This window comes from Kribbella pratensis (assembly GCF_004365355.1).
Classification (GTDB): domain Bacteria; phylum Actinomycetota; class Actinomycetes; order Propionibacteriales; family Kribbellaceae; genus Kribbella.
The window spans coordinates 2,602,058-2,627,435 of the sequence record NZ_SODP01000001.1 but is presented as its reverse complement, the minus strand read 5'-3'; the positions used below and the strand labels follow the sequence as shown (position 1 = coordinate 2,627,435).

Sequence of the window (25,378 nt, the reverse complement as noted above, 5' to 3'; positions counted from 1 at the left end):
AGTTTGGCGCAAATTGGTCTTCGCGAGACGAGTTCGCGGCCGTTTCCGACAGGATCGTCAGAGTCCGGCGCACTGGCCCGACTTCGGGCCGGTAACTGTGTTGGGTAGGCCGGCGTTGGTTGGTGTGGGGGAGTTGCCGGAGCAGGTCAGTGGGCCGCTGATGCGGTTGCCGGAGACGATCGTCGAGCCGGTGTTGTTCTGCAGCGACACCGGCCCCTTGATCGTCGACGGTGCGCACTCGCCGCCCGGGTTGCCGAGCCAGACGCGGGTCCGACCCGCGACGCTCACCGGCCCGGACACCGTCGTACCGCAGAGCAGCACGTCGCCCGCGCCGGATGCCGTCACTGGACCGCGGAAGTCTGACCCGGAGGCGTAGAGCCCAGCGCCCGCGGCAACGGTCACCGGTCCGGAGACCGTTGCGCCGTCGAAGCAGGCGACGCCCGACGTGACGTTCAGCGGGCCGTTGCGCGTGCCGCTGAGCATCGTCGTACAGGCCGGAACACCGGTCGCGACGAACGGGACGACCCAGGTCTGGGCCTGACGGGTGTAGGTGACAGTGCCGTGATAGGTCCCGTCGGCCGGGTAGGTGTGGCTCCCGCTGACGGTCATCAGACTTCGGCCCTGACGCTGACTCGCCACGTAGTCACGTGCGGCGATCGTGCCGGTCTCGGCTGCGGATCCGTCGCCCCAATCGATCGAGGCGGTGACCTCACCCGGCGGAATCGAACCGGCCGCCAGACGTCCGAGCGGCGCGGCGGTGATGGTCCGGTCGACGCCGAAGCGAGTGACCGTGCCCATCGATTCCGGCGTCCAGTTGACCTGGGCGATCGAGCCGTAGTTCACGCCTCCGAACGCCCACCGCGGACCGGCGACGCTGAGCCGCTGCACGTAGGAGTCGTAGTCCTGCGTGAGCACCTTCGGCGACCAGGCCTTCTCCAGGATCCCGGCCAGCCGCGGGAAGACCATGTACTCGTTGGTGGCCAGCCCGCGCATCTGCTCGCCCCAGATCGGCGCCTCGATGCCGATGATGTCCTCCGCCTTCGGGCCGCCGTACGCCGGTTGGGCCCAGACGGAGCGGTACTTCTCGTAGACCCACTCCGGGTCCCACCCGTAGGCCTTGTCGAGCTCGGTGCGCGGCGTGCGGCCGGGCGAACCGTCGTACCCGAAGTCGAGGTACGCGTTCCACTCCGGGGTCGTGATGACCGGGCGGTGCTGGTTGAACCACTCGGGCTTGATCAGCGGCGGACCGCCGCCGGTGTAGTCCGACCAGTAGTGGTTGATCGACGTCGAGCCCGGCGCGTAGCCCTCGAGGGCCGGATTCCAGCCCATCATTTGCTTGCCGTTGGCGTTGACAATCTTCTCCATCTGGCCGATCCACCACTTGTAGTCCTCGTGGGGCATGCCGATGGCCTCGTCGCCGCCGATGTGGATGATCGGTGCGGGGGAGATGGCCGAGAGCTGGGCGATCGCATCCCGCCAGAAGGCGAGGGCGCGTTCGCTCGCCGGGTCGGTCGGGTTGGTGCAGAACCGGTCGGTCTGCGTCTGGCCCTGGCAGCCCATGACCGCGACGCCGCCGAGGGACCTGACCGCGGCCGTGGCGTGGGCCGGGCCTTCAAGCTCAGGAACGATCTCGATGAAGCGGTCGGCGGCGTACTTCACCAGGCCCTTGAAGTCCTCCTGGGTGTAGAAGCCCGCGATGCAGGCTGTTCCGTTGCAGCCGGTGCCGTCCAGAGCGGGGTAGCCCTTGATCTCGAGACGCCAGGACTGCGAGTCGCTCAGGTGGAGGTGCAGCCGGTCGCCCTTGAGCGCGGCCAGCTGGTCGATCATCGAGCGGATCTCGGGCACGGTCATGAAGTTGCGGGCCGGGTCCAGCTGGAGACCTCGGTGCGGGTACCGCGGGTAGTCGAGGACCGTGATGGGCTGTGCGGTCCACGGACCGGTGCCGGTCGTCGGCGAGTTGATTGCTGCTGGCAACAGTTGTCGCAGGCTGACGAAGCCGTTAAACAGGCCGTGTGCCTGCGGGGCGACGATCTGCACGCCGGCACTCGACACCGTGAGCGAGTAGCCCTCGTCCGTCTTGTCCTGCGGGATGCCGGGCACCGGACCGGTAGCCAGCGAGATGTCGGCGGCGGTTGCGGAGCCGGTCACCACTGGCAGCACGAACCCGGTGGCCGGGCGCAGGTAGCCGGCGAGCACCTCGGCCGTCGCGGCGAGCGCGCTGCTCGAGACGACGATCCGGGACGTGTTCGTGAGCTGCCACGGCTGGCCGGTCCCCGGCGTCTGCTTCACCGGCACGGGGATGATCTGCCCCACCGTCGGCGGCGGCTTCGGCCCGGACCAGATCTCGAACTCGTTGATCGTGTACCCGACAGTGGACGTCGTCGCGAGCGCCTGCATCCGGACACACGTCACCGGGTCCTGGTGATCGATGACGTGGGAATCCTTGTCGGCGGGATTCACCACACGGGTGACCGTCGACCACGTCTGGCAGTCGGCGTCCGTCGACACCTGCAGGTCGTACTCCGACGGTTTGGCCGGCGAGGTCCACCGGGTGAACACCTCGTACACCGGCGACGGCGTAGCCAGCTTCACCTGGAACCAGTCCTGCGTCGGGTCGTACCCGCTGCCGACCGACGCGTAGTTCGACGTCCACCCGTTGTGGACGAACACATCGGTCGCGTTGGCGGGCGCATAGGTCAAGGCGGGCGCAGTCATCCGTTGCGACTTGGCCGACGCGACTGCCCCCGGCAGAAGGGACAGGTTGACACTCTCAGAGGAAGCGGAGGCCGACGTCGGCGTGCCGGCAGAAACCTGCGGAACCAGCACAGCGGCGACCAAACCACCAATTGCAAGAGCGGGGACGGCACGGAACGAAAATCTCACGTCACTCCTAACCGGGGCAGCGGCATCAAGCGGACGCGGAGGACGACCGTATCGGTGATTTTCTCCCGCGTTCCCTCCCCGCACAAGTAGCAATCTTCCTTTGCAGTAGTGGGTGGGCGGCGGTAGCGTCCGAGGGCATGTCGGCTCTGGATCCGCGGTACGGGTTGCGGGGGCGGCGGGATGAGTGTGGGGTGCTGGACCGGCTGGTGGGGAGTTTGCGCTCGGGGCAGAGTCAGGTGCTGGTTGTGCGTGGGGATGCCGGTGCGGGGAAGTCGGCGCTGCTGGGTTACCTGCAGCAGAGCGCGACGGGTTGCCGGGTGGCGCGTGCGGTTGGGGTCGAGTACGAGATGGAGCTCGCCTACGCGGGTCTGCATCAGTTGTGTGCGCCGATGCTTGAGCTGCGCGAGCGGCTGCCTGAGCCGCAGCGCCGGGCGCTCGAGACGGCGTTCGGGCTCAGCGCCGAGGCCCCGCCGGACCGGTTCGCTGTGGGTCTCGCAGTACTCGGGCTGCTGTCGGAGGCCGCGGAAGAACAGCCGCTCCTCTGCGTCATCGACGACGCTCAGTGGCTGGATGAGGCGTCGGCGCGGACGATCGCCTTCGTTGCTCGTCGGTTGTTCGCGGAGTCGGTCGGCCTGGTGTTCGCCGTACGGCGAACCATTCAGGTCCGCGAGCTGGACGGGCTTCCGGAGCTGGTCCTCGGCGGGCTCAAGGACAAGGACGCCCGTGCGCTGCTCGACGCGGCGTGGCCCGGGCGGCTGGACGGTCAGGTCCGGGATCGGGTGATCGCGGAGGCGCGGGGGAACCCGCTCGCGCTGATCGAGCTGCCGCGGGGCTTGAGCCCGGCCGAGTTGGCCGGCGGCTTCGAGCTTCCGAACGCATCACCGCTCACGAACCAGGTCGAGCGGAGCTTCCTGCGACAGGTCGAGTCGCTCCCGGAGGAAACCCGGCTGTTCTTGCTGACGGCTGCAGCCGAGCCGGCAGGTGATGTCGCGTTGCTGTGGCGGGCCGCGGGTGCCCTCGGGCTGAGGATCGGCGCCGGACTGCCCGCGCAGGAGGCGGGACTGATCGAGCTCGCTGCGTACGTCCGATTCCGGCATCCGTTGGTGCGCTCGGCGGTCTACCGGACCGCGTCCACGACCGACCGGCTGAAGGTGCATGCGGCGTTGGCCGAGGCAACCGATGCCGAACGCGACGCAGATCGGCGCGCCTGGCATCGCGGTCATGCGGCACCTGGCCTGGACGAGTCCGTCGCCGACGAGCTGGAGCGCTCCGCCGGACGTGCGCGGGCTCGCGGCGGTATCGCCGCTGCTGCCGCGTTCCTGCAGCGAGCCGCTGAGCTCACGCCGGACCCGGGCCGTCGTGGCCGACGGACGCTCGCCGCGGCCGAGGCCAAGGTCGGTTCGGGTGCACTAGAGGGTGCGCAACGGCTGCTGGCGATGGCGGAAGGCGCCCCGCTGGACGGCCTCGGGCGCGCACAGCTCGCTCGCCTTCGCGCGCAAATCGTCTTCGCGGTACGCCGCGGGATCGAGGCGCCGCCGGTCTTGCTCGACGCAGCCGAGAAGCTCGCGCCGTACGACGCCGAGGCGGCGCGCGAGACCTACCTGGATGCGCTCGGAGCGACGATCTACGTGGGCCGCATCCATCGCGGGGTCGGCCCGAAGGCGGTCGCGGCTGCCGCCCGGAAGGCCCCTCCTGGGCAACGTCGGGACCGCCCGGCGCATCTGCTGCTCGACGGTCTGTCGACCCTGTACATGGACGGCTACATCGCAGGGATCAAGCCGTTGCAGCACGCGATCGAAGCGTTCGTGCACGCCGAGGGGGACGACGAGAACGACGTACTGCGGTGGTTCTGGGTGCCCTGGCTGGTTGCGGGCGAACTGTGGGACGACGCGAAGTGGCACGACCTGGCGACCAAGGCGGTCCGGGTGTGCCGCGAGGCCGGTGCGCTCACCGCTCTGCCACTGGCGCTGGGCTATCGCGCTTTCGTTCATCTGCACGCCGGCGAGTTCGCGGCGGCGTCGACGCTGCTCGCGGAAGTCGATGGGATCACCGCCGCGACCGGCGGTGCCGCCGTGGGCTATCCGAAGCTGATGCTCAGCGCCTGGCGCGGCGGCCATCCCGACGCGATTCTTGCCTCCTTCGAGAGCGCGATCGCGGACGTGATGGAGCGAGGCGAAGGGCGGGGGATCAGCGGCAAGGGGTACTCGACCGCGGTGCTGAACAACGCCCTCGGCCACTACGACGCCGCGTTGGCCCAGGCCCGGGTGGCCTGCGAGTACGACGACCTGGGCATCTACGGCCTTGCGCTGATCGAGCTGATCGAAGCCGGCAGCCGCAGCGGCGCGTACGACGAAGCCGCGGACGCCCTGCGCCGCCTGACGGACCGGACGACCGCGGCCGGCACCGACTGGGCGCTCGGCGTCCAGGCCTGGACACAGGCGATGCTGAGCGACAGCCAGACCGCCGACGCCCTCTACCGGGAAGCCATCGCGCGCCTGGAGCGGACCCGCGTCATCGTCTATCTCGCCCGTGCCCGGCTCGTGTACGGCGAGTGGCTGCGTCGCGAGGCGCGCCGGGTCGACGCCCGCGAGCAGCTACGTGCGGCGTACGACATCTTCAGCCGGATCGGGGCCGAGGCGTTCGCCGAGCGGGCGCGGCGAGAACTGTCCGCCTCGGGCGAGACCGCACGTAAACGAGGGGAGGAGCCGCACGGCGTGCTCACCCGTCAGGAGTCGCAGATCGCGCGGCTCGCCCGGGACGGCCTGTCCAACCCGGAGATCGGTGCCGAGCTCTACATCAGCCGCCATACGGTCGAATGGCACCTACGGAAGGTGTACGCGAAGCTCGAGATCACCTCCCGCAACCAGTTGGGCCACCTGCCCACCAGCGCCCTCGAGTGCTATTGACTGCGCAGAAGGAGATGCATCGCACTGTGGGTAGCGAGGCCTCCGAGTGCGCCCAGCGCGCGGAAGTTGAGGGTGACGTCGACGACGGTGGGGGAGTCGAAGCGGACGCGGATCGCTCCCTCTTGGCGTGGTTCGCCGGTGAGTTCGTGGGGTGGCAGGTCAAGTTCGACACCGGGCACTGGGTCGCTCTCGATGACCAGTTGCCCGGTGACGTAGCCGTCGTTGACGATCGTCAGGTCGATCGGATGCCAGTGACCCGATGCGACCGGCTCCACCCGGGTTGCGGTCCGGGCGACGTTCACGCGGGCCTCCGGGTTGATCGTGACGGAGATCGGCGCCTTGGTGTCGACAGGGCCGCAGCAGCCCGCGGGTTCGCCGTACATCAGTCCACCTCCGATTCGTCGCGACGGGCCAGGTAGGCGGCCTGCGCGGCGTCGTACGCCTCGCGGGCCTCGGCTCGTTCGGCTTCGCGGATGAAGCCGGACTTCGCCTTCCAGAGCGCGTCGACCGAGTCGTGCAACCACTGGGCGCTCCGCCGGGACGCGCGGATCGGCTGACCCGCGAGCTCGACGAAGATCGGCTGGGTGTGCACGCTGCGCAGGATCCGCAGCGCCACCCAGGACGAACGCTCCAGCGGTACGTCGAACTCGACGGCCTGCTCGTTGCCGTCAGCAACCAGCTCCCGCGACGCGACCGGGACACCGTTGACGAGCACCTCGACCAGCACGTTGCGGGTCCGGCCGATCCTCGCGCGTTCGAGATGCCAGCCGACCGGAGCGCTGTACGCCGGTTGACCCGCGGCCGGCAGTGCGGGTGGATCCTCGGGCAACCACGCCGCGACGGTCGCACTGACCCGGACCGGTCCGGCGGCGTCCGCCGTACGCTCGCGGCTCGTGTCGCCGTCGATCGCGAAGTCGTAGACGTGGCTGCGGCCGTCACCGAAGTACGACGCCCTGTTCTTCAATCCACCGAGCCACGCTTCCAACGCCTGCGGGCCTTGCGGCGGCTCGGGCAGCTGGACGTACGTGCGTCCGACGCCTGGGCCCTCGTCGTAGATGCAGGGGTAGTCGGTCTCGCCGAGCATCAGTGTGCGGTAGCCGACGTTCAGCAGGTGGTACCAGATGTTCAGCTCCGCGGCGGGCGCGAACTCGGCGCCGCACTGGAAGTCGGCGGCACCGAGCGGTACGTCGACGATGATCTCGTTCGAGCCGATCGACTGGAAGCCGGGGATCACGTAGTTCGGCAGCTCGTCCGTGCCGACCGACAGGCCCAGTCCGCAGTGTGCGTAGCCGACCATCGCGTTCTGCGCGTGACCCCAGCGCATGACCGGCAGGTTGTACGACGGCCAGTCCTCGATGATCTTCGTCCCGGGATAGTCCTGGTCGGTCAGCCCGAGCAGGATCACGTGACCGGAATGGCTCGACGGAAAGCCCGACACCTCGAGGTCGTACCGCAGCAGGCTCTGACCGTCGTGATCGGTGTCCTGCGGATCCCAGTTCATGCCCTGCGCCTGCTGCATCGCCGGGTACTCGAGCTCGGCCCGCGGGCTGATCGACGAGCCGCTGAAGAACTGCTTCTGGTGGTAGTAACACGGTCCCCAGGTGAGCACGCTGCCCATCCACAGGCCCTCACCGCGGACGTGCCGGATCATCGTCTCCGGCGTGACGCCTTCGGACGGCACGCTGTAGTGCGAGCAGCCGCCGGCGTGGATGTGCGGATCCCCGGAGTAGTACCCGTGACGTGCCGGATCGGCCCACCGATCGAGCTCGATCGTGACCGCGTCGTCCTCGGCCGTCAGGTCGACGTCGACGCGCACCTCGCGGTACTCCGGTCCGCGCCGCGCGGAGATCTCGTACTGACCGGCCGGGAGCGTGATGACCTCGCCGGTCGCGCGGTAGACGTGTTCGTGGAAGAACATGTCGGGAGCCAGCCGCATCCCTTTCGACGGGTAGGAGCGCCGTTGGGAGTCGCGAACGGTGAGCGCCGCCACGCAACTGCTCCCGTCGGGTTCGCGGATGTCGAACCGGATGTCGTGCGCGGGCAGGCACTCGAACTCGTACGACGCCTCGTACTGGCGGCTCTCGGATCCCATCCGCTTCCAGGCCTTCGCGAGCGGCGGCCTTGTGTAGCTGTGTTCAGCCTCCTCGAGGGCCATGACGAATCCCAGCTCGCCCTTGTGTGTGCCGCCGTCGCGGCTGTAGAGGCTGATCACCTTGTACTCGACGTCCAGGCCGGAGACGTCCGTCGGCCCGGCCAGCTTCACCTCCAGCCAGCTGCGCTTGATCCTCGGGACGATGGTCAGCGTGTCCGCCATCGCGATTCGCGCCGCGTGGCTGTGGTAGTCGATCGTGCCGAGCACATGGTTCGACTGCGCGGCCAGACTGCCGACCAGCCGGTGCGGGTTCTCGATCCGGACCAGGAAGCTGCGCCAGCCATGCTGGACGAGGCGCGGTTGCGCGGCGCCCGGCGTACTCGTCGGCAGTCCTTGCTCGTCGATGGCGACGTCGACGAGGACATACGGACGGAGCAGGTCTTCGACTGCGGCGGGGGATTGGGAATCGTCGGCCAGCTTGGCCAACTGACTGGCGAGGTCGTCGGGTAGTGGTTCACCGATAGCGCGGAGTTTCTCAACAGCTCGGGTCGCAGAAGCGTGCAGCGGCTGGAACACGGGGCCTCCTCGGGGTGCACCGGGCCTCCGAGCTTAACGGCCCGACCACGAGCGGCCGGAATCATTTTCCACCGGCCACCCGCTCGACGGGACCTCGACCTACGTGATGTGAGCAACCCGCAATTGACGTGCCCCGAAGGCGTCCGTAGTCTCGCAGCGTAGTGACGGCGCAAGGAAGCCGATGAGACTTCGGCACGGTCGCGCCACTGTGAGCCGCTCGCCTCGTGCGAGCGGTGAGTCAGATACTTCGCCGTCACGACGCTCCATTGGATGAGGGACGCACGATCCCCTAGAAGGAGGCTCTACTCGTGAGCAATCTGTCTGCTCCCACCTCGGTGTCCACGCCGGTCGTCGTACCGGTCTCGCGGGCTGTGATGTGGCTGGTCGGTACCGCGATCGTCGCGTTCGCGCTCTACTACTTCATCGGTGTCGATCAAGGCGCGTACTCGATCTTCGGCAAGGACATGCACATCCACGAGTTCGTGCACGACGCGCGGCACTTCCTCGGCTTCCCGTGCCACTGATCGACCGACTGATCACCTGACATGGAACGCAAACTCATCCTGCGCGGCGCACTCGCCGGCGCAGCGGCCGGGCTGATCGCGTTCGTCTTCGCGAGGATCTTCGCCGAGCCCCAGATCCAGGCTGCGATCGACTACGAGAGCGGCCGCGACGCGGCCCAGCACGCGCTGGACGAGGCGGCCGGGCTGCCGGTCGAGCACGCCGGCCACGACATCTTCAGCCGCACCCTGCAGGCGAACCTCGGCGCTGGTGCCGGCCTCGTGCTGTTCGGTGTCGCGATGGGCGCGCTGTTCGCGGTCGCCTTCGCGATCTGCCTGGGCCGGGTCGGCACGTTGCGCCCGCGCAACCTGGCGATGCTGGTCGCGCTCGGCGGGTTCCTCGGCGTGTACTTCGTCCCGTTCCTGAAGTACCCGGCCAACCCACCGTCGATCGGGCACGAGGACACGATCCACGACCGAGGCAACCTGTACCTGGCGATGGTGGCCTGCTCGATCGTGCTGCTGATCGGCGCGGTCCTGCTCGGCAAGCGACTCCGGCCACGCTTCGGCAACTGGAACGCGACCCTGCTCGCGATCGCGGCGTACGTCGCGATCATCGGCGTACTGATGGCCGTGCTGCCGTCGGTGGGGCACCTGGCGGCGAACGTCGAGGAGTACGGGCGGCACGCGACCGAGACACCGTTGCCGCTGACCGATGCCAAGGGCAACATCGTCTACCCCGGCTTCGACGCGGACAGGCTGTACGCGTTCCGCCTCTACTCGGTCGGCGCCCAGGTGCTGTTGTGGGGCGTCATCGGCCTGATCTTCGGTCCGCTCGCGGAGCGCCTGCTCCAGCCCCGTAAGGACCGCACCGAGCAGGCGGAGCCGGTCCGCACCGCATGACCCTCGACCAGGTCGTTGCTCTCGGCCCGTTCTACGCGCACGAGCAACACCTCTCGGGTACGGCGCCGGCCGCACCGTGGCGGGCCATGTCGGAGCTGCTCGACGACCCCGCCGTACTCGAGGACCGGGTGATGGCCACCCGCGCCTATCTGGCCGCGGCGGGCGGTCAGGACCCCGATGCTGTCGAGGTTCGCGTCGCTGCGTCGATCACCCACCTCGGCCTGGTCGCGCGCCTCGTCTCACCCGCCCTGGCGACTGCAGTCCTGGACGCCGGCGTTCCGCCGCTCGACCTGGAAGCCGTCTACTGGCAACCGGTTCTCGGTGGAGCCTTCCCTCTGTCACTGGCTCCGCCAAGCAAGTCACGCGACCTCGCCACCGAGGTCTTCGAAGGCCCCTTCCCGGCCCTGAATCAGGCCACCGAGCGGTTCTCCGTCTCAGATCACATCCTCCGGGGCAACGTGGCCTCGGCGATCAACGGCGCATCCATCGCCCTCACCAACGCAGCACCCCAGCTAGCAGACCGAGCCACCGAAATGGCCGCCCGCCTGCTCGCACATCCGACGGTCCGTGAGGCTCACACCACGGCGGACGGCACCTTCCGCCGCCGCAGCTGCTGCCTCATCTACCGAGCCGCCCCCAACCACGCGGGCGCCCTCTGTGGCGACTGTGCACTAGCCGGCGACCGCTGACGGCGGCCACAGCGCCCTCAGCGCATCCGGAGTGTCGGCGACAGCGTCAGGCCCAAGGAGCGCGAGCTGCTGGATATAGCCGACCAGAATGGCGATCGTCACAGACGCCAGTGACTCCGCCGACGGACCGGCCGGCAACGTGTTCGTCCGCTGGTAGTGAGCGACGACTTCGGCCAGCTCGGACCGCAGCCCGGTAAGCATCTCCTCGAACGCCGCCGCGATTCGGGGATCACGCAGCGCCTCGGTCCAGGCCTGTACGCCGATACCGGCCAGCCCGTTCTCCCGGTGTTTGGCCTGGATGGTTTCGACCGCCGCGGCCAGTGCGGCGCCGAAGGAGCCGTCGGCGCGTTCCTCCGTGACGGCGCGGATCATCGCGCCGATCTGCCGGATGTTGTCCTCCACGATCGCGACCACCACCTCGTCCTTGCCGGCGAAGTAGCGGTACACCGCGCCGGAGGACAGGCCGGCCTCGGCGAACAGGTCGTGCATCGACGTCGCGTGGAACCCGTTGCGCGCGAAGGCGCGCCGGGCGGCGTCGAGGATGTACTCCCGCCTGGCGTCGCGATACCTCTCCGAAGTCCTCGGCATAAGCGGAGTATAGTCGAAAGAGAACGATCGTTGTCGTTTAGTGAGAGCATCTAACACCAGTCTGAAAGGCGCAGAAGTGCCCAAGAATCCGCTCGTTCACCACCCGCCGTGGCGCCAGCTGCTGATCCTGTCGGTGATCGCACCGCTGATCGTCGGCCTCGCGGTCCTGGCGTTCACCTGGCCCGCGTCCCGGACCGAGGCCCGCAGCCTCCCGGTGGGCGTGGTGGGCACCGGAGTCGCCGCACAGAAGGCAGCCGAAGGCCTGACCAGCACCCGGCCGGGCGCCTTCGATCTGCACCTGTATGCCAGCGACGCCGAGGCCCGGTCGGCCATCGAGCACCGCGAGGTGTACGGCGCGTTCGAGGTGAGCAGCCGCCACATCGTCTTCCTGACCGCCAGCGCGGCCAGTCCGGCCGTCGCGCAGCTGCTGACGTCGGCCGCGGGCGCTATGGCCGGACAGCTCTCGTCGACCACCCAACCTGCGGCGGAATCAGTGGTACAGGACGTGGTTCCGACGTCGAGCGACGATCCGCGCGGTTCGACCTTCGCCGCCGCGATGACGCCGCTCGTGCTCGGCGGAGTCATCCTCGCCGTGATGGTCGCCGTACTCGTCGGCTTCAAGCCCGCCGTACGAGAGATCGTGGCTCTGGCGGTGGTCTCGTGCATGGCCGGGGCCTGTGTGCATCTGGTGGCGCAGGACTACATCGGCGCCCTGCCGGGGAATCGGATCGGGACCTGGGCTTCGTTGTCCTTGATGCTGTTCGCGATCAGCAGCTTCGTCGCCGGTATGGCTGCGCTGCTGGGCCCCGCCGGTGTCGCGGTCGGCGCCATCCTCATGGTCTTCGTCGGGAACCCGTTCGCGGGAGTGAGCTCGGCGCCCGAGCTGATGCCTTCGGTCATAGGCCAGTTGGGGCAGCTGATGCCGCCAGGCGCCGGTGCCAACCTGCTCCGCAGCGCCGCCTACTTCAACGGACACGGTGCCGCACAGCACGCCGTCGTACTCGGTGTGTGGAGTGTCGTCGGGATCGCCGCGATCCTGGAAGGTCACCGGAGGGTGGCGCATCGTCACAATGCCCGGCACAGCAACGACCTCCTCGCGGACAGCCCGCTGTACGAGGCGCTGACCGATGTCACAGCCGACAGCGGTGTCCGGACCTAGAAGGCGAGTGGTTGACCCTTCTACGGAACAGGACAGATTCATGAGCACTGACATCAGTGGTGACACAGGCGGTCAGGCACCACAGGCGACCATCGTGCTGGTGCACGGTGCGTGGGCGGACGCGTCGAACTGGTCGGGCGTCATCGATCGGCTGCTGGGCGACGGGTACACGGTGCGGGCGATCCCGAACCCGTTGCGTTCGCTGCCCGGCGATGCCGCCTCGGTGCGAGCGTTCCTCGAGACGTTGTCCGGTCCCGTCGTCCTGGTCGGTCATTCGTACGGCGGTGCGGTGATCACCAACGCGGCCACCGGGCTGCCGAACGTCAAGGCGCTCGTCTACGTCAACGCGTTCGCGCTCGACGAGGGCGAGACGGCTCTCGAGGCCGCCGGGGCCGACTCCGACCTGTCGAACCCGGATCCGACGCAGGTGTTCGACTTCGTCCCGGCCGGTCCGCCGACGCCGGCCACCGATCTCTACCTGAAGAAGCCGACCGTGTTCACGTCGTTCGCGACCGGCCTGGACGACGACGACAAGGCCAAGGTCTACGCGACCCAGCGGCCGGGCGCCTTCGGTGGCCTTGCCGACAAGTCCGGTACGCTGGCCTGGAAGACGATCCCGTCCTGGTACCTGATCGGCACCGGCGACAAGATCATCCCGCCGGACGTCCAGCGGGCGATGGCCAGGCGGGCCGGCTCCGACGTCACGGAGTTCGACGAAGGACACCTGGGCCTGATCAGCGATCCCAAGACGACCACGCAGGTGATCGAACAGGCGGCCCGAGCTAGGTGAGGATTTCTGACCGTCTTGACGGTCCAGTCGACCCGGAGCCCGATCCGCAGTCACTCTTTGCGGACCGGGCTCCGGCCTGTGCGGGGGCGGTCAGGCGGCCAGATCGGTGGCCAGATCGGTGGTCAGGAGTTGTTCGAATCCGGTCAGGTCGCCGGCCCGGGCCGCGTCGAGGAACGCGTGCACGAAGTGCTGGTGTGAGGCTGGGCCGACGATTGTCTGCTTGTCGGTCGCGATCCGTCGCCGCGCGCGGCAGACCAGCTGCCGGCTGTTCGCCGTACCGAGGTGGAGAAACTCGGCGAGTTGGCCGTACGAGTAGTCGAAGGCCTCGCGCAGTACGAAGGCCGCACGTTCCCTGGGGGACAGGCTCTGCAGGACGATGAGTGCTGCGTGTTCGACGGCGTCGCTCTGCTCGACTGTCGCCGCCGGGTCCTCGCCGTCGTCGATCCGCTCGGCGGCCGCGGAGGTCATCGGGGTCTCATGGCGTCGCCGCGCGGACTGGCTGACGTTGATCGCGAGTCGTGTGGTCATCGTCGCCAAGAGCGCCTGGGGATTCTCCACTACCGTGCGGTCCGTCCGCTGCCAGCGCAGCCAGGTCTCCTGCACCACGTCCTCGGCGTCGGCCGCACTGGAGAGGAAGCGGTATGCGATCGCCAGCAATCGCGGACGGACTGCCAGGAAGATGGCGACCGCATCGTCCAGGTCGTCACCGACTTGCCGGGTGCATGCGGCCTGGACCGCTGAGTTGTCCCCGTCGTACCGCACCTGCCGTGACACTGTCGCGTTCACGTTCCCGGCTCCTCTCCGGCTCGTCGTGCCCTTGGGCTTCACGATCCGGCGACAGGCCCCACGGTCGCGCCGCTGAAGAGCGTGGGCAGCTACGTAGTAGCCGCCACTACGTACACGTGGGGGCCACCACGTGGTTGACCTCTGCAACGTGCGGTCCGTGCTTGCAGGTCCGGACGCCGGCGCCGTTCGTGACACGACGTCACAGCCGGCGCGCTTGTGCGGTCTTACCTTGTGAAGCAGATAGGGGAGCGGGATGAGTTCCACGCAGCAACGCCGTGCCGAGCTGTTCGTGATGATGCAGCTGCGGCGGCTCAGCTTCGGGCACAATCCGTTGCGCCGGAGGGTCGACCGGATCGAGGCGGCGTTCCTGCTGGTCGCGATCGCGCTCGCGCTGCTGGTGATCCCCGCGGCAGCAGCCCTCGGTACGACGCTGCACGATCGCGCCGAGCAGTCCGTGGCCGACGACCACGCGAGCGCTCAGCAGGTCCACGCGCGAACGCTGGAGGGCACGGCCAACGCCGTTCCGTCGACGCTGGGCCTCAGCACCACCTCGGTGCGCGTCAGCTGGCAGGACCGGTCAGGTTCGTGGCACGAGGGCAAGGCCGACGTTCTGCTCGGTACTCCGGTCAACGCCGACTTGACGATCTGGATCGACCAGACCGGCGCGATGACAGGCGCCCCAGGCACGTCCAGCGACAGCGCCGCCCTCGGCACCGCGATCGCCCTGACCTTTCCGCTGCTCGCCTGGCCCGCGCTCTACGCCGCGTGGCGCCTCGCCCGCCGTCCACTCGACCGCCACCGCGCCGACGAATGGGCCCGCGAATGGCGCAAGGTCTCCCCACGTTGGACCGGCCACCAATTCTGAGCGGCCGTCGGACAACGTCACAAACCGGCGGTTCGTGTTGTCCTGTTGAGGAATGACGTCGACCGAGGAGGTCGAGATGAAGGCGACCCAGCGCTGGCAGCACCGAGCCGCGTGTGCGGCCGAAGATCCCGAGCTGTTCTTCCCAGTAGGTACGACCGGGCCCGCACTGCTGCAGATCGAGACCGCCAAACAGGTCTGCCGTCGCTGTGAAGTGGTGGACGTCTGCCTCAACTGGGCGCTGCGCTCCGGGCAGGACGCCGGTATCTGGGGAGGCCTCGACGAACTCGAACGCCGCACGCTGAGGCGCAGCGAGCTGCCCGTCCGGAGCAGCGGGGATCAGGTGGTTCCTGGCCCCGCGTTTCGCGAGGGCGGTTGGGTGGCACCGGAAGGCGACGATCACCGCAACGGAAGGAGAATCCGATGAGTGCTGGTGACAAGGTCAAGAACGCCGCCGAGGCTGCCAAGGGCAAGGTCAAGGAGACGACCGGCGACGCGACCGACAATCGCGACCTGCAGGCCGAAGGCCGGGCAGAGAAGACGAAGGCCGACCTGAAGCAGGCCGGCGAGAAGGCGAAGGACGCCTTCAAGGACTGACAGCAGCTTAAGTTTCACGAACGGAATGGGTCGATAACGGCATCCTTACCGTGCTCGGAAATTCCTCTCCAGGATCGCGGAAAGCCCTACTGTCAAAGGCGTTCCAGTGATCTCCTGCGTGAGAGGAATTTCCATGCCCATTCATTCTGCCCGGCTGCTGGCGCCTGCCTTCGCTGCCGTTGCCGTGGCCTCACTGCTGGCGGCCGCACCCGCGAACGCCGCGGTCGACGGACGGTCCGGCGACGTCGTCGGTCACGTCTACGAGACGACGAACGCGGCCGCCGGCAACGCCGTCCAGGTCTTCGATCGTCTTCGTGACGGTCGTTTGCGCGCCGACGGCACGGTTCCGACCGGTGGTCGCGGACTGGGCTCGTCACTTGCTTCGCAAGACGGACTGGTGCGTGACGGCAACCTGTTGTTCGCGGTGAACGGCGGCGACGACACCGTGTCGACACTCGCGATCACCGACCGTGGCCTCGTACGCCGCGACGTCGCTCCCAGCGGCGGCGACCTGCCCGTCAGCGTCACCGTCCGGCACGGGATCGTGTACGTCCTGAACCAGAACAGCGAGACCATCAGCGGTCTCCGCGTCAGCGACGACGGACACCTGCAGCCTTTGCCGCACTCGACGAAGACGCTCAGCAAGTCCGGCGCGACTCCGACGGCAGCGGCCCAGGTCTCCTTCACTCCGGACGGCCGGAGCCTGGTCGTCACCCACAAGGGCGATCAGACGATCGACACCTTCGCCGTACGCAACGGATACGCCGGTACCGCGACCCCGCATCATTCCGCCGGCGTCACGCCGTACGGATTCGATTTCGATCGTCGTGGTGACGCGATCGTCTCCGAGGCCGGTCCGTCAGCGGTCTCGTCGTACTCCGTGCACGGCAACCGTGTGCGGACGATCAGCGCCTCGGTCAGTGACCAGCAGGCCGCGGCGTGCTGGCTCGTCGTCACGCGCGATTACGCCTTCACGGTCAACGCGGCGAGCGCGTCGATCTCGTCGTACCGGATCAGCTCCGACGGACGGCTCCACCTGATCGCAGCGGTTGCAGCCTCGACGAGCGCCGGGGGATCGGACGCCGCCCTCAGCCCCGACGGCAAGTTCCTGTACGTGCGGCTGTCGAACGGCTCGGTCGCTTCGTACGCCATCCACCACGACGGCACGCTCACGAAGCAGCAGGACGTCGCCGGCGCGGCCACTGCAGGCACCGCGGGCCTCGCCGCCGACTAACTGCTGGCCGACCTCCGCACCATTGTGCATTGATGCGCGTATCTGCATCATAGAGTCCACAATTGCGCATAGGAGGATGGTAGGCGTGGCTGGAACGTGGGAGTTTGTGGTCTGCGATGCGCTCGTGAAGGTGCATCCGGTACGGGACCCGCGTCCCGTGTCGGCCGAGACGCGGCTCCAGGCGTTCCTCGGCGAGCCGGCCTCGTTCCAGTTGGCCTACCGTCCTCCGCTCGTGCCCACGTTCCGCGACCCGAGCCCGCTCCAGGTTCGAGTCGAAGGTACGGCGGTCGACCTGGTCGCGGTGTCGTCCGTCGACCTCGTCCCTTGCTCGTTCGTCGCGCTCCCCGGTCATGACGACGGCTACGAGTTCGACGAGCCCGGTCTGTACCCGGACCTGTTGCGTCCGGTCTCGAACGGCGAGGCGCCGGTGCGGTTCGGCGGCTGGGCAGCGCTCTGGTTCGACGTGACCACCAGCGATCCGGCGCGGGCCGGCGTCCACGAACTGACCATCGTGATGACCTCGTCCGACGGCACCGAATTGCATCGAGCATCGGTCACCGTCGAGCTCACCGCGATCGAGTTGCCGCCGCTGGACATCGTGTCGAGCCACTGGATGCACCTCGACTCGCTCGCGGATCACTACGGCCTCGAGGTGTTCAGCGAAGAGCACTGGAACGTCGTGGAGCGGTTCATGGCGTCCGCGGCGGAGATGGGTGCCACCTCGCTGCTCGCACCGGTGTGGACGCCGCCGCTCGACACCGCGGTCGGGTCGTACCGCACCGTCGTTCAGCTCATCGAGATCACGGAGACCGCCGACGGGTACGAGTTCGGCTTCGACCGGCTGCGACGGTGGCTCGAGCTCTGTCGCCGGACCGGGATCACCGGCGTCGAGGTGGCGCATCTCTTCACCCAATGGGGCGCGAAAGCGACGCCGGGCATCATCGTGGGCCAGCAGCGTGCCTTCGGATGGGACGTTCCCGCGACCGACGCCCGGTACCGGCAGCTGATGGAAGCGCTGTTGCCGGCGTTGCAGGCCGTGCTCGACGAGGAATGGGATCGCGACCACGTCGTCTTCCACATCTCGGACGAGCCGGCGGGGGAGGAAGGGCTGGCGACGTACCTCGCCGCGAAAGCCGTGGTCGCCGACCTGCTCAAGGGCTGGACAGTCGTCGACGCCCTGAGCGAGCACTCGTTCTACACCTCGGGTGCTGTCGCCGTGCCCGTCGTCGCGACCGATCACGTCGAACCGTTTCTCGCCGAGCGGCCGGAGCGCCTGTGGGTCTACTACTGCGTCTCACAGGATCGGGACGTCGCCAACCGGTTCGTCGGGATGCCTTCGGCGCGCAACCGTGCACTCGGGCATCAGTTGTTCGCGGCCGGCGTGGATGGCTTCCTGCATTGGGGATTCAACTTCTGGTACACCTGGCACTCGATCCGGCGGGTGAACCCGTTCGAGGACACGTCGGCCGGAGGAGCGTTCCCGTCCGGTGACGCCTTCGCGGTGTACCCCGGTCCGGACGGTACGCCGTGGCCGTCGATCCGCCACCGCGTCTTCGCCCAGGCGATGTGGGACCACCGCGCTCTGCAGGCGATCCGCGCGACCCACGGCGGTACGGCGGCGCTGGACATCATCGATCCCGATCGCACTCTGCGCTTCGACCGGCCCGTGCTCGACCCGCAGCACTACTACGAGTCCCGTCAGCGGATGACCGCTGCGTTGTCGGCTACCGCAGGTTGACGCGCGGCTCGCCCAGGGGTTGGCAAGCGCTTGCCGGATTGGCATAGGGTGAGTGGAGTTCAGGTGCTGCCGAGTATCGAGGAGTACGGGTGACTTCCACGCAAGCTGTCAGGTTCGCCGCTGTTGGGCTCGACCACGCGCACATCTTCGGTCAGATCGCAGGCCTGATCGCGGCCGGCGCGGAGTTCGTCGGGATGGCGACCGACGACCCGGCTGCGGCGATCGCGACCCGGGTCCGCGAGCGGTATCCGGACGTTCCGGTGGCCGAGAGCCCGGACGAGTTGCTCGGCCGCGACGGGATCGACCTGATCGTGACCGCCGCCGTACCGGATCGACGCGGGCCGATCGCCGTGACGGCGTTGCTGGCCGGCAAAGACGTCGTGACCGACAAGCCCGGCTGCGTGAGTCTCGAGCAGTTGGAGGAGATCGAGAAGGCGGTCGACCGGAGCGGGCGGTTCTGGTCGGTGACATTCTCGGAGCGGTTCGAGGTGCCCAGCGTGATCAAGGCCGGTGAACTGGTCCGCGAGGGCAAGATCGGGACCGTCGTACAGACCATCGGCATCGGGCCGCACCGCATCGGCGACCGCGGCCACCTCGGCGGCGGCGCCGGTCGCCCGGACTGGTTCTACGACAAGAGCCGGTACGGCGGCATCCTGACCGATATCGCCTCGCACCAGATCGACCAGTTCCTCTGGTTCACCGGCGCGCGCACGGCCGAGGTCGTCGCGAGCACGGTCGGGAACTTCGCCAACCCGGACGAGCCGGGCCTGCAGGACTTCGGTGAGATCCTGCTCCGCAGCGAGAACGCGCAGGGCTACATCCGGGTCGACTGGTACACCCCGGCCGGCCTGCCCACGTGGGGCGACGGCCGCCTGATGATCCTCGGCACCGACGGCTACATCGAGCTCCGCAAGTACGTCGACATCGCCGGCCGCGACGGCGGCGACCACCTGTTCCTGGTCAACCAGGAAGGCACGCAGTACATCGACTGCTCGACCGTCGAGACGACGTACTACGCCGACCTGGTTCGCGACGTACGGGAACGCACGACGTCGGCCGCTCCGCAAGAACACACCTTCGAGACGATGCGGCTGGCCCTGAAGGCTCAGCAGCAGGCGACCCTCCGGGGCGCAGCAAAGTAGCCTCTACGTCTGTTTTGCCGGCATCAGCGCGCCTTGGGCCCGGAGGCTCAAGTAGCAGAGGCCGGCCAGCGGCACCGGCGCCCAGAACTGGAGCAGGCGCCAGGACAGTACGGCGAGGAGGGCGGCCTGGCCGTCGACGCCGAAGCCGATCAGCGACGAGACCGCGATGCCCTCGACGACGCCGATGCCGCCGGGGGTGAGCGGTACGACGGCGGCCAGGTTCGCGGCGCAGTACGCGATCAGGACCACGATCGGGTGGACCCGCTCACCGAAGGCGGCGAGAAATGTCCAGAGGACGGCGGCGTCGAGGAGCCAGTTCAGCGTCGCCCAGATCAGGAACGCTTTGCGTACTTCGGGGTCGGCGACGACATCACGCAGCCGGCGGGCGACGGTGGAGATCCACGGCCTGACCCGCTGGGGGAGCCGTCCCAGGACCGCTCGCAGCAGTCGTGCCGCGAGATGTTCGATGCTGGATCGCCCGCGGTCGGCGAGGAAGGCGGAGATCAGGACGACCAGACCGATCAGGAACCCGATGAGGTACGCCGTGGACGCCTCGCGCAGGAATACCGCGGGGATCGACGTCAGCCAGGCGAGCAGCACCAGTGCGAGCGGGGAACCGATCGCCTCCGCCGTGACCGTCGCCGTCACGTTCGTCGGTTGTGCACCGCCCATGACAAGCAGCCGGAAACGCAGCGCGGTCGCGGTTGCGGCACCTCCTGGTACGACGTGGCTCACGCCGTACCCGGTCAGGTCGGAGCGCAGGATCCAGGAGAACGGGAGTTGGTCCTTGCCGAGGAGGGCTCGGCTGAAGAGCGAATAGCACACCAGGCTGCCCGCTTCGAGCGCCACGGCGAGGATCAGCCAGGCAAGGTTGAGCTCCGAGACGCGGTGCAGCGACTCCCGCGCGAGGGCGAGTTTCGGGAGTACGACGTACTCGACGACAGCGAACAGGATGACCAACGACACTGCGGACCACAAGCGGCGATGCCAGGCCGGCCGGGTCCGGGGCGCTCTGTCCTTCGATGGCACGACCCTAGTGTGCCGGTGCCGACAGTGGCCCACACTCATGGTGTCGGATTGGACCAACGATGGGGGCCTTTCGCGCCGTACTGTCGAAACATGATCAGTACGAAAAACCTTGCGATTCCGGCCACGACTGCCTCGGCGGCTGCGTTGGAGGTGGCCACCGACTACCTGTCCAGCGCCTTGCTGAGCCACTCGCGACGCGTCTACCTGTGGGCGGCCGCGTACGGCGAGCAGCATGGCATCCAGTACGACGCCGAGCTGCTGTTCGCGGCCGCGATGTTCCACGACATCGCGCTGGTGCCGGAGTTCGACAGCCACACCGTCTCGTTCGAGGAGGCGGGCGGCCATGTCGCCCGGGTCTTCGCCGCCGGCGCCGGCTGGCCGAGCGAGCGCCGCGAACGCCTCGGCGAGGTGATCGTGCGGCATATGGTCCCCGACGTGGACGTGACCGCCGATCCCGAAGGTCATTTGATCTCGCGAGCGGCCGCGCTGGACATCGTGGGCAAGGGCGTCGACGACTTCAGTCCCGCGTTCCGCGCCGAAGTACTCCGGGACTTCCCGAGGCACGGGTTGTCCACCGAGTTCCTCACCTGCTTCCAGGCCCAGGCCGACCGCAAGGCCAACAGCTCCGCTGCCCGCGCAATCCAGACCGGCCTCGCCACCCGCATCGCCGCCAACCCGCTCGACGTCGCCACCCCTTGAGTCCCGGGACCTTGCGTCGTTTGACATCCTGAAGGCGGTTATTTGTCACGACGAGACTCTTGATACACCGGTTACCGTGCCGGGGTCGCGGGTACGGGGGACAGGGTGTTTGTAGCGAAGCGGTACAGATTGGGTTCCTCCCTGGGCCGAGGCGGCATGGGCGAGGTCTTTCGTGGTACGGACGAGCAGTTGGGGCGCGAGGTCGCGGTCAAGTTGCTGCTGCGGTCCGACCGTGATCCACGCGCTGCCGAACGGTTCCACCGCGAGGCGCGCGCGGCCGCGCGCCTGAACGACGGGCATGTCGTGGCCGTGTACGACTTCGGTCAGCACGACGACGGGTTCTTCCTGGTGATGGAGCTGGTCGAGGGCGGGTCGGTCGCCGACGAGCTCGCCGAGCACGGTCCGCTGTCGAAGGAACGCGCGATCGAGATCATCGAGCAGAGCGCCGCGGGACTGGCCGCGGCGCACCGGGAAGACGTCGTCCATCGTGACGTGAAGCCGAGCAACCTGCTGATCTCGACCGACGGGACCGTCAAGGTCGCGGACTTCGGCATCGCTCACCTGCCGGGTGAGGGTGCGAGCACGCTGACGGGGACCGGTCAGATCATCGGCAGCGCGCAGTACCTCGCGCCCGAGCGTGCACAGGGCGGCCACGGCGGCAAGCCGGCTGACATCTACGCGCTGGGGTGTGTGCTCTACCAACTGGTCACCGGCCGGCCGCCGTTCGCCGGGGAACATCCGACCGCGATCCTGTACCAGCACGTCGACGCCGATCCGACTCCGCCGAGCCTCGAGCGGCCCGAGCTCGCCGGCACGTTCGAGCAGGTCCTGCTCCAGATGCTCGCCAAGGACCCGGCCGACCGTCCGACCGCCGCCGAGATCGAGGCCGGCGCCCTGAGTGCCACCACGCCGGTCGCCGCCACGGCTCCCATGCCCCTTCCTGTTCCGGTCGCCGAGCCCGCTGCAGCCGTTCCCGTTGGTCCCGTTCCAGCCGGCTCCGCCGCTTCGCTCCAGGCACAGCGCGATCGACGGATGACGTTGATAGCCGGCGCGATCGCGCTGCTGGCGACGGCGGGCGCCGTTCTGGCCGTGGTTCTGCTCAACGACAACGGGACGAAACCGCCGACGACCGACGTCGTCCCACCACAAGGCGTGACCAGCAGTACGCCGACGTCGCAGCCGACCACGCCGTCATCCACGACGACTGCCCCGACCCAGACCGAGCCGACCAAGCCGAGCCAGTCGACGCCGCCCCGAACCACCTCACAATCACCGACCCCCACACCGAGCGCGACCCCGACCAATACGCCCTCGACCAGCCCGACGCCGTCCGACACTCCGCCGTCGAGCAGCCCGACCCCGAGCGTCTCCACTCGGAGCACTCCGTCGACCTCGCCGTCACCCACGCCATCCAAAACGCCTTCGAGCACCCCGCCGACGAACACCCCTTCACCAACCGCGCAGGGCAACCCCCTCGCAGGTTGAGAATGGTTATCGCACTAATGATTAGTGTGGTGCGGTAGCCTAGACGGGACGACGTTTGATGGAGGTCCCGGTGAGTGACTTCGGCGATATCGATCCGCTGGAGCTGGAGAATCAGGTGTGCTTCGCGCTGGCCGTGGCCTCGCGCACTGTGATCGCGGTGTACCGGCCGCTGCTCGAGCCGATGGGGCTGACCCACCCGCAGTATCTGGTGATGCTGGCGCTGTGGCAGCACGCGCCGCTGTCGGTGAAGGAGCTGAGCAGGCTGCTGCAGTTGGAGCCTGCCACCCTGTCGCCGCTGCTCAAGCGCCTGGAAGCGAGTGGGTACGTCGAGCGCCCGCGGGCTCGCACCGACGAGCGGTCGCTCGCGGTCACGCTGACCCCGGCGGGCTGGCGGCTGCGCAAGGAGGCCGAGAAGATCCCGGCGGCGATCGTGAGCCGGCTGGGCATGGAGGTGTCCGAGCTGCAGCATCTCCATCAGGAGCTGACCCGGGTGATCGCGGCCGCCAAAGAGGCCAACGCCACATAGTTTGCGCACTAATCGTTCGTGTACTATGGAAGGCGTGAGAGGCGCTTAGTGGGCGCCTCAGGATGTAGGAGCTCGTTGTGCGCCGCAGAACACCGAAACCCATGAAGATCGAGACCGTCCAGCGTTGGGTCGCCTCGGTCATCCTCTTCCACGTCGGCAGCGTCCCGGCGATCACGCTGGCCGTCTACAGCATCGGTGTGGCGGAGAAGGAGTACGGACGGGGCGTCGGTCTGTGGCTGATGTCCGGCGTCATCGGAGTTCTCACCGCTGCCGGCATCCTCGCCATCTTCCAGCGCTCGCTGAAATCCGTCTGGCTCGTCGTCGGCCTCCTCCCGACCATCGTCACCGGCTTCTACGTCCTCTGAGGCTCCCGGTCCACTTGTTGCCGGGCTCTGGAACGGATGCGGCTGATGGGGTGTCCTGGGAGGTGGTAACCGGGACGAGCCGTGGAGCTGATCGTGGTCGCGAACGAGATAGTCGTGGGAGCAGACACCGCCTGGCGGCGTTCCGGGGCGGTCGACTGGGCGCTGCACGAGGCGATACTGCGGCGGATGCCCCTCCGTGCGGTGCACGTGGTGGACGAGCGACGACGGCATGCGGACGTCGCGCCGGTGAAGATCGACGGCGAGGTGATCATCCCGGACCCGGTCCCGGCGGCCGACCAGCGCGTCCTCGATGAGCTCTCGTCGTACGTCGCCGCAGCAGATCCCGCGCTCGACCTGGGGACCGATGTGCTCGTCGGCGCACCGAGCCGGCGGTTGGCCGAGCTCAGCGCGGAGGCGGAGCTGACCGTGGTCGGCCGGCGCGGCGCGGGCGGGTTCGCTCGACTGCTTCTCGGGTCCACGTCGGAGTACATCGCCTATCACGGTCAGGGCCCGGTCGTCGTCGTACCGGCCGGCTGGCAAGGACGCCCGGGCGGCGCTCCGATCGTTGTGGGCGTGGACGCACACGAGCAGAACGACGGCGCGCTGGCCTTCGCATTCGAGATGGCGGATCTGCATCATGCGCCGTTGCGGATGGTGCATGCGTGGGACGTCGCGGCACGGGACACCTTGGATCTCGCGGCGATCCCCGACCTACGCGACCACCAGCAGAGGCTGGCCGGCGAACTGCTCGACGCTGTCGCCGAGCCACTGCAGCACAAGCACCCGGACGTCCACGTGGAGCGGACACTGATCGAAGGCCACCCCGTCGAGGCCTTGCTCGACACCGCCGAGTCGCCTGCCGCCCAGCTCCTCGTCATCGGCGGGCGCCACCACCGGGCGACCACCTTGATGCTCGGCTCGGTCGCTCGCGGCGTACTCCATCACGCGACCGTCCCGGTTGCGGTCGTCCACGAACGCACCTGATCCAGGCCGCGAGCCTTGCATCTTGTCGTGGTTCAGGGGGAGTGGTTTGCTGATTGTGGGGGATGCGGTGCCGAGGTGCGAGGTGCCCGCGCGCGCCGCAGGGGACGATGAGCGATGGATCGAGTACGCCGTACCTCGTGGTCGAGACGGGGTCGCACGAAGGGCAACGGATCAACCTGACCGGTGCGCACCTGACGGTGGGCCGGCTGCCGAACTGCGACGTGCAGTTCGAGGACCCGTACATGAGCCGGACGCATGCCGCGCTCTGGCAGCGGGGCGGCGCGGACTACGTCGAGGATCTGGGCTCGGCCGGCGGCACGTTCGTCAACGGTGAGGCGGTCACGGTGCCGCGCCGGTTGTACCCGGGCGATCGGGTCCGGCTGGCCGACCTCCAGCTTCGCTACAGCGCCGGCGAGGGCGGGCGGACGGCGGTCCGGTACGACGTCGGCGAGCAGCGGGCGGACACGATCAACAACGTCGGGCGGGACCAGTACGTCCAGCATTTCATCCAGCAGCAGCGGGAGAACTTCTTCCGCGAGATCGCCGCGACCAGGACGAGGGCGCGCGGGCTGATCTGGGTCGGCGTCCTGGTGTTCGTGGTCGGGCTCGGGATCGCCGTGGTCGGTTGGTACAAGTACTTCGGGCAGATCGTGAACTTCTCGTCCGCGTCGATGCCCACCACGGACGACTTCAGCGGCTTCCTGATCTTCGCCGTCGGCGGCTTGGTGAACGTGGTCGGCATGCTGCTGATCATCGCCGGGATCGTGCTGCACATCGTCGCCACCTCGCGCCGCCGCCGGGTCGACCGGGACCTGCCGCCACCCCAGCTGATGAGATGAATCGCG

Annotated in this window: 23 protein-coding genes, 1 pseudogene and 1 riboswitch; of the genes and pseudogenes, 18 read left to right on the top strand and 6 right to left on the bottom strand. The window is 68.3% G+C overall.

Annotation, left to right across the window (positions count from 1 at the left end; translation table 11 throughout):
• Positions 1 to 57 precede the first annotated feature (57 nt).
• Complete coding sequence (locus EV653_RS12445; RefSeq protein WP_134101808.1) at positions 58 to 2,715, bottom strand: beta-N-acetylhexosaminidase; 2,658 nt, start codon at positions 2,713 to 2,715, stop codon at positions 58 to 60.
• 305 nt (positions 2,716 to 3,020) lie between these two features.
• Between EV653_RS12445 and EV653_RS12440 the strand changes: the two genes are divergently transcribed.
• A complete protein-coding gene (locus tag EV653_RS12440; protein WP_134101805.1) occupies positions 3,021 to 5,789 on the top strand; it encodes an ATP-binding protein in 2,769 nt (922 codons plus the stop codon).
• On the opposite strand, the gene EV653_RS12435 is transcribed toward EV653_RS12440, so the two are convergent.
• A complete protein-coding gene (locus EV653_RS12435) occupies positions 5,783 to 6,172 on the bottom strand; it encodes a hypothetical protein (RefSeq protein WP_134101802.1) in 390 nt (129 codons plus the stop codon). The two genes, EV653_RS12440 and EV653_RS12435, sit on opposite strands and share 7 nt — an antisense overlap.
• Positions 6,172 to 8,457, bottom strand: coding sequence for a CehA/McbA family metallohydrolase (locus EV653_RS12430; RefSeq protein ID WP_134101800.1), 2,286 nt, complete (start codon positions 8,455 to 8,457; stop codon positions 6,172 to 6,174). Before EV653_RS12430 ends, EV653_RS12435 begins: the two co-directional genes overlap by 1 nt.
• A gap of 148 nt (positions 8,458 to 8,605) precedes the next feature.
• Positions 8,606 to 8,726, top strand: a riboswitch (cobalamin riboswitch).
• A 39-nt stretch (positions 8,727 to 8,765) separates the two neighbouring features.
• Here EV653_RS12430 and EV653_RS12425 point away from each other — a divergent pair.
• Genes EV653_RS12425 through EV653_RS12415 form a run of 3 tightly spaced genes read left to right on the top strand, consistent with a single transcriptional unit; the run spans position 8,766 to position 10,549 of the window.
• Positions 8,766 to 8,981, top strand: a complete 216-nt coding sequence (locus EV653_RS12425) for a CbtB domain-containing protein (protein ID WP_238159688.1) — start codon at positions 8,766 to 8,768, stop codon at positions 8,979 to 8,981.
• A 21-nt stretch (positions 8,982 to 9,002) separates the two neighbouring features.
• Complete coding sequence (locus tag EV653_RS12420; RefSeq protein ID WP_134101797.1) at positions 9,003 to 9,860, top strand: CbtA family protein; 858 nt, start codon at positions 9,003 to 9,005, stop codon at positions 9,858 to 9,860.
• The gene (locus tag EV653_RS12415; protein WP_134101794.1) at positions 9,857 to 10,549 is read left to right on the top strand and encodes a (2Fe-2S)-binding protein; all 693 of its coding nucleotides are present in this window, start codon (positions 9,857 to 9,859) and stop codon (positions 10,547 to 10,549) included. Before EV653_RS12420 ends, EV653_RS12415 begins: the two co-directional genes overlap by 4 nt.
• On the opposite strand, the gene EV653_RS12410 is transcribed toward EV653_RS12415, so the two are convergent.
• Entirely contained in the window at positions 10,532 to 11,137 is a 606-nt protein-coding gene (locus tag EV653_RS12410) for a TetR/AcrR family transcriptional regulator (RefSeq protein ID WP_134101791.1), read from the bottom strand. The genes EV653_RS12415 and EV653_RS12410 overlap by 18 nt on opposite strands.
• A 76-nt stretch (positions 11,138 to 11,213) precedes the next feature.
• Between EV653_RS12410 and EV653_RS12405 the strand changes: the two genes are divergently transcribed.
• Positions 11,214 to 12,296, top strand: a complete 1,083-nt coding sequence (locus EV653_RS12405) for an ABC transporter permease (RefSeq protein ID WP_134101789.1) — start codon at positions 11,214 to 11,216, stop codon at positions 12,294 to 12,296.
• A gap of 40 nt (positions 12,297 to 12,336) precedes the next feature.
• A complete protein-coding gene (locus EV653_RS12400) occupies positions 12,337 to 13,086 on the top strand; it encodes an alpha/beta fold hydrolase (RefSeq protein WP_134101786.1) in 750 nt (249 codons plus the stop codon).
• A 90-nt stretch (positions 13,087 to 13,176) separates the two neighbouring features.
• Here the strand turns inward: EV653_RS12400 and EV653_RS41105 are convergent, their stop codons facing one another.
• Positions 13,177 to 13,872 (bottom strand): sigma-70 family RNA polymerase sigma factor, encoded by a 696-nt coding sequence (locus EV653_RS41105; protein WP_166679377.1) that lies wholly within the window; start codon positions 13,870 to 13,872, stop codon positions 13,177 to 13,179.
• Between the two features lie 253 nt (positions 13,873 to 14,125).
• On the opposite strand from EV653_RS41105, the gene EV653_RS41100 reads away from it, so the two are divergent.
• The 6 genes and pseudogenes from EV653_RS41100 to EV653_RS12370 all read left to right on the top strand — a co-directional run bounded on the left by EV653_RS41100 (position 14,126) and on the right by EV653_RS12370 (position 19,445).
• On the top strand, positions 14,126 to 14,737 hold the full coding sequence (locus EV653_RS41100; protein ID WP_166679376.1) for an Rv1733c family protein: 612 nt from the start codon (positions 14,126 to 14,128) through the stop codon (positions 14,735 to 14,737).
• A gap of 76 nt (positions 14,738 to 14,813) precedes the next feature.
• Positions 14,814 to 15,050 (top strand): annotated as a pseudogene (locus tag EV653_RS12390) (WhiB family transcriptional regulator); the annotation flags it as partial.
• Positions 15,051 to 15,157: 107 nt separating this feature from the next.
• A complete protein-coding gene (locus EV653_RS12385; RefSeq protein ID WP_134101780.1) occupies positions 15,158 to 15,331 on the top strand; it encodes a CsbD family protein in 174 nt (57 codons plus the stop codon).
• 133 nt (positions 15,332 to 15,464) lie between these two features.
• Positions 15,465 to 16,565, top strand: coding sequence for a lactonase family protein (locus EV653_RS12380; RefSeq protein ID WP_134101777.1), 1,101 nt, complete (start codon positions 15,465 to 15,467; stop codon positions 16,563 to 16,565).
• A gap of 85 nt (positions 16,566 to 16,650) precedes the next feature.
• Positions 16,651 to 18,303 carry a DUF4091 domain-containing protein gene (locus EV653_RS12375; protein WP_202871571.1) on the top strand — a complete coding sequence of 551 codons (1,653 nt, stop codon included), beginning with the start codon at positions 16,651 to 16,653 and terminating at the stop codon, positions 18,301 to 18,303.
• An 89-nt stretch (positions 18,304 to 18,392) separates the two neighbouring features.
• Positions 18,393 to 19,445, top strand: a complete 1,053-nt coding sequence (locus tag EV653_RS12370) for a Gfo/Idh/MocA family protein (RefSeq protein WP_134101771.1) — start codon at positions 18,393 to 18,395, stop codon at positions 19,443 to 19,445.
• A 3-nt stretch (positions 19,446 to 19,448) separates the two neighbouring features.
• On the opposite strand, the gene EV653_RS12365 is transcribed toward EV653_RS12370, so the two are convergent.
• On the bottom strand, positions 19,449 to 20,474 hold the full coding sequence (locus tag EV653_RS12365) for a lysylphosphatidylglycerol synthase transmembrane domain-containing protein (protein ID WP_166679375.1): 1,026 nt from the start codon (positions 20,472 to 20,474) through the stop codon (positions 19,449 to 19,451).
• Between the two features lie 90 nt (positions 20,475 to 20,564).
• Between EV653_RS12365 and EV653_RS12360 the strand changes: the two genes are divergently transcribed.
• From EV653_RS12360 to EV653_RS12335, 6 genes are all read left to right on the top strand, one after another.
• Positions 20,565 to 21,173: an HD domain-containing protein gene (locus EV653_RS12360; protein ID WP_202871570.1), complete on the top strand. Its 609-nt coding sequence runs from the start codon at positions 20,565 to 20,567 to the stop codon at positions 21,171 to 21,173.
• A gap of 105 nt (positions 21,174 to 21,278) precedes the next feature.
• Positions 21,279 to 22,658: a protein kinase domain-containing protein gene (locus EV653_RS12355; RefSeq protein ID WP_134101766.1), complete on the top strand. Its 1,380-nt coding sequence runs from the start codon at positions 21,279 to 21,281 to the stop codon at positions 22,656 to 22,658.
• A 70-nt stretch (positions 22,659 to 22,728) separates the two neighbouring features.
• Positions 22,729 to 23,184, top strand: coding sequence for a MarR family winged helix-turn-helix transcriptional regulator (locus EV653_RS12350; RefSeq protein ID WP_134101763.1), 456 nt, complete (start codon positions 22,729 to 22,731; stop codon positions 23,182 to 23,184).
• 101 nt (positions 23,185 to 23,285) lie between these two features.
• Positions 23,286 to 23,549 carry a hypothetical protein gene (locus tag EV653_RS12345; protein WP_134101760.1) on the top strand — a complete coding sequence of 88 codons (264 nt, stop codon included), beginning with the start codon at positions 23,286 to 23,288 and terminating at the stop codon, positions 23,547 to 23,549.
• 81 nt (positions 23,550 to 23,630) lie between these two features.
• Positions 23,631 to 24,533 (top strand): universal stress protein, encoded by a 903-nt coding sequence (locus EV653_RS12340; protein WP_134101756.1) that lies wholly within the window; start codon positions 23,631 to 23,633, stop codon positions 24,531 to 24,533.
• Between the two features lie 107 nt (positions 24,534 to 24,640).
• Positions 24,641 to 25,372 (top strand): FHA domain-containing protein, encoded by a 732-nt coding sequence (locus EV653_RS12335; protein WP_166679374.1) that lies wholly within the window; start codon positions 24,641 to 24,643, stop codon positions 25,370 to 25,372.
• Positions 25,373 to 25,378: the final 6 nt, after the last annotated feature.